This is a genomic window from Trichlorobacter sp., assembly GCF_030247655.1.
Taxonomy (GTDB): Bacteria; Desulfobacterota; Desulfuromonadia; order Geobacterales; family Pseudopelobacteraceae; genus Trichlorobacter.
In genome coordinates, this window is sequence record NZ_JAOTRZ010000156.1 from 1 (window position 1) to 6,939 (window position 6,939).

Consider the following 6,939-nt stretch of genomic DNA (forward strand, 5'->3'; position numbering starts at 1 on the left):
TCCCAGAGATTGCAACTCTGTTACGAAATAGTTCCGGGTTGCCACCACCTGATCACGTCGTTTTCCGAAGTACTCCTGATCCTGCAGGGCTGCAACACAGGCGGCCTGGGCCAGACGATCCAGGTTATAGTGGTCACGAATTTTATCCAGCGCAACAACAATCTCAGGCCGGGCAATGGCCAGACCAAGCCGCATACCAGCCAGGGCATAGCTCTTGGACAGGGTACGGGTTACCACCACATTGGGATAACGTCGTACCAGATCAAGCGCATTGCAATCATTGAAGTCGGCGTAGGCCTCATCCACCACCAGCAGGCCATCACAACGGGTTGCCAGCTCTTCCACATAATCCAAGGGAAAGGCAACCCCCAGCGGTGAGTTGGGGGTAGTCAGAAAGAACAGCTTGCCGCTGTAACGCTCAGGAAAACCGGCAATCCTGAAGTCGTCGGTCAGGCCAAAGGTACGCACCTTCGCACCCTGGATCTCAGCCAGGGTGGCGTAATAGGAGTAGGAAGGATGCACATAGGCGATCTCCTCCCCCTCCCCGGCACAGGCCCTGATCAGGTTATTCAAGACTTCATCCGAGCCATTGGCCATGATGATCCAGGAGGTATCAAAACCGTACAATTCTGACGCAGCCTGGCGCAGCTTCTCGCTGGAGGCGCTGGGGTAAGTCCGCAAGCTGGCGGCATCATCACCCAGCTCTGCCAGAATTGCCTCTTTCACCTTTGGCGATGGTGGATAGGGATTTTCATTGGTATTCAGCTTGATCCAGGAAGCGATGTCCGGTGGCTGAAAGCCGGGCACATAGCCTGCCATGGATGCGATGGAGGGACGGAGAAAAATGGTTTTCATAATGTTCTCTGGAATAGCACGCAAAAGAGTGGCGTTCAAGCAAGAATCTGTTCTCAATCTATTTGTTCTGTTTCTGCAAATACAGGCCTAAGCTGCCTTTCTAAGCCGTTCGGCAACCCAAACCTTGATAACTGACTGGCGAGGACCCCCCAAACGTTTCGCTTCCTTGTCCAACTGCTGAATCACCCAGATTGGAAAGTCAACGTTTACCCGTTTTTGTTCCTGCTCTGGTCGACGAGCCCTGGAAAGATCAAGATGGCCGGCAATCTCCTCGTTATCGTCAAATTTTTTATCAAACTCTTCAGCCTTCATAAATAGCTACCTCTTCCTTTCGGGAGCGACGCACCGAAAGGATTTATCACATCAAATAGTCATCTTATTGCATCTTCACCACCGGCAATGCTCGCCAAGCACCGCCCCCACGGAATTTTGACAACATGACATTATCACCAAGAACGGGTTTGTCACCATAAACACAATCAAAGTGGAAAAAGACATCTTCATCATCCACTACGACAAACCCCCACGCCCTATGCCGTATTTCTCGAACATACCCCAAAAACCTAGGCTCCACGGGGTAACAGAGCATACCGCACTGTTCAACCAGTGTATCCGCCGTTGGGCGGGTCGCTGGATCCTTTTGCAGACATTGTAGTACAATCTGAATTAACTGTTTGGAGAGCGTGGCAAACTGAGGATTAGCGGTCATGAAGCCGGGAAACTCAGGCGGTGCTGCTGCAATTATTTTGGTAACAGCCTGCAAGCCTTTACCATATGGCACATTTCCGGTCAGCAGTTCGTACATCATCGCACCTATTGACCAGACATCAGCAGACTTGCCAACCTCACGCGGAGTTTCAATGGCCTCGGGTGCCATGTAGGGGAGCGCACCTACCACAGTGCGTGACGCAGAAATCGATTCACCGCCCCCTTCAACGGCTTCCGCAATCTCTTCGTCCGCCATTTTGGCAATACCAAAATCGGTAATCTTGATAGCGTCCAACTGATATCCACCGGTAACCATGACATTTGACGGCTTGAGATCACGGTGCACAACACCGGCATGATGTGAGGCCGCCAATCCTTTTGCTAAGTGATGAAAAATCCTAGCTGCCAGATAAGGGTCGAGGTGCGGCGTCCGTACCAGAAGAGCTTTATCCAAATCAGTACCTGCAATCAATTCTTCAACAAGATACTGTCGCTGCCCGTCATCAACGTAATCAAGCGTTTTTGCTACATTAGGATGGGTAACTCGTGCTGAAACTATGGCGCTTCGCTGAAAACGTTTTCTGGCAGAATCGTTCTTCGGTGTTTTAAGGGCAACCTGGCGCTTGAGAACATGATCTTTAGCAGCATAGACGTACTGCATACCGCCTTCTCCAGCATCGCCAAGAATCTCATAACGCCCGCCGATGAGATCACCTGCACTATGCGGCCCACTCATAACACCACCTCCGGATTTGCGATATCAAAGGTGATGTAAACGCGACTGCTGCCGTGATGCGCCGCCCCCAACGCCACTACGCAAGAGCCGGGGATTTCCTCACCGGGTATAGCAGGACTATTGTTGATGAACACCTCACCAACGGCAACGCTGACGATGAACTTCAGACCAGTGTAGAGAATCTCGACCTTGCCAACACCGGTAGCATTCAACTCGACCGAAGGGTTCCTAACATTTAGTAGGTATGATTTACCTTGATATACTGCAAGAGCTTGATGCTTCCACCCCAACAAATGTCGGGCCAGTTCGTCACGCACAGTGACCATTGACGGCCTTTCCTTGGGTTTATAGGAAAGACATGCATTCAACAGGCTTTTCAATTCCGTGTGGATTTCAACCGGTAGCCCGGAAAATTTATCATCCGTAATTGGCAACGGTGGCATCATCTTCATCTTTGCCGGCAAATTTTTACACGCGAGAAAAAGAGCTGTGGCACCAAAGGCATAGGTATCGATAGCCGGTGAAATGGCGATTGTAGCATCATTGAACAGCTCTGGTGCAGCAAAACCAAGAGTGCCCTTGAACCCTTTGGTATGCGCATCTATTCCGCATTGTTTGGCCAGCCCGAAATCAAAAATCTTCACAACCCCTTCCGGATCGAGCTTCATGTTGTTAGGCTTGATATCACGATGAATCACCCCCGCCTCATGCATGTCGGCAATACCTGCGGCGACCTGCCAAAGCGTCTTCAGGTAGGCTTCCTGTGACTGAGCGGGACAATCGCTATCCCATAAAGAATCACCCTCGATATATTCTTCCACAATGCCTAGGGCATCTTTTTCGTCAGTGACTATATCATATACCTGCACCACATGCTTGGAGCGCATCTTCAATAGGGCGCTCAACTCTTTCAGGATAAGTTTCTGCTCTGCCTCATCCTGAATAAATTTAATAGCCACCTTTCTGTCAAGGTGGGTGTCGGTACAATAGATAACCGTGCTGAAGCCGCCGCTGTCCGAGCCGCCAAGCGGTATATAACGTTGCGGCAGTTCAGACATGCTTGTCGTCCTTATCCATATTGCCCTTGAAGAAAATCTTCAGGGGCGGCTGTTCGCTTTCAGTATCAACGGTATCGGTATTGGCATCGGCAACTTTCGGGACAACTTTTTCGGCTGTTTTCTTTTTGGTAGGACGTTTCTTTTTCAGCAGCTTATCCGGGTGAGCTATCTGCTCTACTACCTTTTGAACCACCGTTTTTTTATCCAGCGATTGTCTGGGCTCAGCCTGTACGTTGCCACTTATTTCAGCGTTTATGATCTGCAGTTCACCAAACGGATCCCATATCTGGACAACACCCGTTTCATCGAATAACTGAGCCTGTAGGACAGATGGAGAGGCAATTGCGAGGCTAGCATTATCCCGACCGCCGCACCATTTGGCGACTTCGATCAGCCTCCTGACGGCCAAGGCCGATTCTTTTGCATGCTGAACAATCGACTTCATGACCTGTTTGTCGATATAATGAACGCCGTCGCTGGTCAACATCATGCAATCATAGGACTCACGAATAGAAAATATGTGCGGCTCAATACCGCCTCCCATACCAATAAACTGGATCAGCTCATTCCGAGGATGAGGATTATTGTCGGCTCTTTGCAGCACCCCATTCATAGTATCATCTGTGCTCAGCTGCTCCAGCTTCCCTTCGCCAATCGCATATATCCTGCTATCTCCGACATTAACACCAAAAATTCCAGAATGATCGAATAGGATGGCTGACAGAGTCGCGCCTCCTTGACCTCTGTGCTGTGAGAAGACTGAGTCGTTAGCTATTTGCGCAGCAAGCTGCAATCTCATTACTGCATGAGTATTTTGATATGCGACACAAGTGGCCAGAAAGCTTGCAGCGGCTTTTGCGGCGCATGCCGTGCCGTCAGACATTCCACCCATGCCATCACACAGTACTGCAACAATAAATGAGGGCATTTTTAATACTGCAACACGATCTTGATTCTCGTTACGCACTGCACCTATGTCGGAGCCGACACTTATAGGTATTTCGCCAATTTTGCGAACAGCAGATGACGTAGTTCTGCGCATGAACCAACGATAGAGACTGATTTGAATCTCGTTTATTGCAGTATTATTCATAAAGGTCCGTTAACCATGATTTTCCAACCGCAAACGGACCGACCGCGCATGGGCCTCCAGCCCTTCCAGACCGGCAATCTGTACAATCCGGTTACCCAGCCGCTTCAGTCCCTGCTCAGAGAAGCTGATGATGGAGGATTTCTTGACAAAGTCATCCACCGACAGCGGCGAGAAGAAACGGGCTGTACCGCCAGTTGGCAGGGTGTGGTTAGGACCGGCCAGATAATCACCGGCTGCCTCCGGGGTCCAGTGACCCATGAAAATGGCACCGGCATTCTCGATCAAGGGCAGCAGGCCAAACGGATCAGCCACGGCAAGTTCAAGGTGTTCCGGCGCAATCCGGTTGGAAAAAACGGCTGCATCTTCAACAGAACCTGCCACGATCACGGCACCAAACTTATCCCATGAAGCCCGTGCAATGGACTCGCGGGAAAGCTGCGCCAACTGGCGCTCCACCTCAGCCACAACTTTTTCACCAAAACCACGGTTTGTGGTAATCAGGATTGATGAGGCCAACTCATCATGCTCAGCCTGGGACAACAGGTCAGCCGCAATATGGGCCGGATTGCCGGAACCATCATTGATCACCAGAATCTCGCTGGGACCAGCGATCATATCGATTCCCACCTGACCAAAGACCAGCTGTTTGGCAGTGGCCACATAGATATTACCCGGCCCAGTGATTTTATCCACCTTGGGGACACTGGCAGTACCATAGGCCAGGGCTGCCACGGCCTGAGCCCCGCCCACCCTGAAGATTCGATCCACACCAGCAAGTTTTGCTGCGGCAAGAACAGCCGGATTAATCTCATTACCCGGCGTTGGGCAGACCATGATGATCTCCCGCACCCCGGCTACCTTGGCCGGTACAGCATTCATGATCACACTGCTGGGATAACTGGCCTTGCCGCCCGGCACATAGATACCAACCCGGTTAAGCGGGGTCACTTTCTGGCCCAGCAGGATGTCGCTCTCTTCGGTTGACAGCCAGGTCTGTTGCTTCTGCTTTTCATGGAAACGGGCCACCCGCTCAACCGCCAGTTGCAGGGCAGCCAGATCATCAGCAGGCACGGCGGCAACTGCAGCCTCAATCTCGGCTGAAGTGATCTCCAGCCCGGCGGCATCAGCCAACCCCAGACGATCAAAGCGATTGGTATACTCCAGCAGGGCATCGTCACCGCTGCTGCGAATATCCTTAATAATCCCCCGCACCACCTCAGTCACCTGCAGCGAGGTCTCCTCGCCACGGGTCAGGATGGCAGCAAAACGGGTATCAAAATCAGTGTCATTAATATCAAGAAACAACACGTTCTTACTCCTTGTTGGCAAGTACCTGTTCAAGCCCGTCAATGATCCCGCGGATCCGTTGGTGCTTGGTTTTGAGCGAGGCCCGGTTCACCACCAGGCGGGTGGTGATCTCGGCAATGGTTTCAACCTCAACCAAGCCGTTCTGGCGCAGGGTCTCCCCGGTGGATACCAGATCCACAATCCGCTCCGAAAGCCCCACCAGAGGCCCCAGTTCAATGGAACCGTACAGCTTGATGATCTCTGCTTGCACCCCTTTGGAGGCAAAGTACTTCTCCGCCACATGGGGATACTTGGTGGCCACCCGGATATGGGACCAGCGGCCGGGATCATCACTCTTGGTCAGGTTAACCGGCTCCGCCACCATCATCCGGCAGTAGCCGAACTTGAGGTCCAACGGCTCGTAAAGGTCCTTGTCCTGTTCCAGCAGGGTATCCTTACCCACAATCCCCAGATCAGCGCAGCCATACTCTACATAGGTGGGCACATCGGTGGCCCGTACAATCAGGGCCCGCAGGTTTTGATCAGGATACTCAAAGATCAGCTTGCGGGAATCCTCCAGCATACTCTCCAGATGGATACCGATCTTTGCAAACAGCTCAATCGACTCGGTCAGGATACGTCCCTTGGGGATGGCAATGGTCAGTTGATTATTCATGGTTCAGACACCCGCTGGATATCAGCCCCCAGGCCGGCAAGTTTGGTTTCGATCTGTTCATAACCTCGGTCCAGGTGATAAATACGCTGGATCTCGGTGGTTCCCTCTGCTGCCAGACCAGCCAGAACCAGACAGGCTGAGGCCCGCAGATCAGTTGCCATGACCGGCGCGCCGGACAGTTTTTTAACCCCTTTGACCGTGGCTGCATTCCCTTCCACCGTGATGTCCGCGCCAAAGCGTAGCAGTTCTGAGACATGCATGAAACGGTTTTCAAAGATATTTTCAGAAATCACGCTGGCACCTTCAGCCACGCACATCAAAGCCATGAACTGGGCCTGCATATCAGTGGCAAAACCGGGATAGGGACGGGTCTTGATGTTGACCGCCTGGGGCCGCTTGGGACCTTTTACCCGCACTACGCCGTTACGGTTGGTGATCTCAACCCCGGCATCCATCAGCTTGAAGGTCAGGGCATCCAGATGCTCCAGCTTCATGCCGTTGATCTTGACATCACCGCCGGTAGTGG

General features: G+C 52.0%; 7 protein-coding genes and 1 pseudogene. All 8 read right to left on the reverse strand.

What is annotated here, in order from left to right:
* Positions 1-855, reverse strand: an 855-nt coding sequence (locus tag OEL57_RS12200) for a pyridoxal phosphate-dependent aminotransferase (RefSeq protein WP_300740804.1), incomplete at its 3' end; no start/stop codon positions are given.
* 87 nt (positions 856-942) lie between these two features.
* Positions 943-1,167, reverse strand: coding sequence for a type II toxin-antitoxin system BrnA family antitoxin (brnA, locus tag OEL57_RS12205; RefSeq protein ID WP_300740805.1), 225 nt, complete (start codon positions 1,165-1,167; stop codon positions 943-945).
* Between the two features lie 64 nt (positions 1,168-1,231).
* The gene (locus OEL57_RS12210) at positions 1,232-2,299 is read right to left on the reverse strand and encodes a serine/threonine-protein kinase (protein ID WP_300740806.1); all 1,068 of its coding nucleotides are present in this window, start codon (positions 2,297-2,299) and stop codon (positions 1,232-1,234) included.
* Entirely contained in the window at positions 2,296-3,357 is a 1,062-nt protein-coding gene (locus tag OEL57_RS12215; RefSeq protein WP_300740807.1) for a serine/threonine-protein kinase, read from the reverse strand. The genes OEL57_RS12210 and OEL57_RS12215 overlap by 4 nt, the downstream gene beginning before the upstream one ends.
* A complete protein-coding gene (locus tag OEL57_RS12220; protein ID WP_300740808.1) occupies positions 3,350-4,450 on the reverse strand; it encodes a PP2C family protein-serine/threonine phosphatase in 1,101 nt (366 codons plus the stop codon). Before OEL57_RS12220 ends, OEL57_RS12215 begins: the two co-directional genes overlap by 8 nt.
* A 9-nt stretch (positions 4,451-4,459) precedes the next feature.
* Positions 4,460-5,758, reverse strand: coding sequence for a histidinol dehydrogenase (gene hisD / locus OEL57_RS12225; RefSeq protein WP_300740809.1), 1,299 nt, complete (start codon positions 5,756-5,758; stop codon positions 4,460-4,462).
* 4 nt (positions 5,759-5,762) lie between these two features.
* A complete protein-coding gene (hisG, locus tag OEL57_RS12230) occupies positions 5,763-6,413 on the reverse strand; it encodes an ATP phosphoribosyltransferase (RefSeq protein ID WP_300740810.1) in 651 nt (216 codons plus the stop codon).
* A pseudogene (locus OEL57_RS12235) lies at positions 6,410-6,939 on the reverse strand (UDP-N-acetylglucosamine 1-carboxyvinyltransferase); the annotation flags it as partial. The gene hisG and the pseudogene OEL57_RS12235, both read right to left, overlap by 4 nt.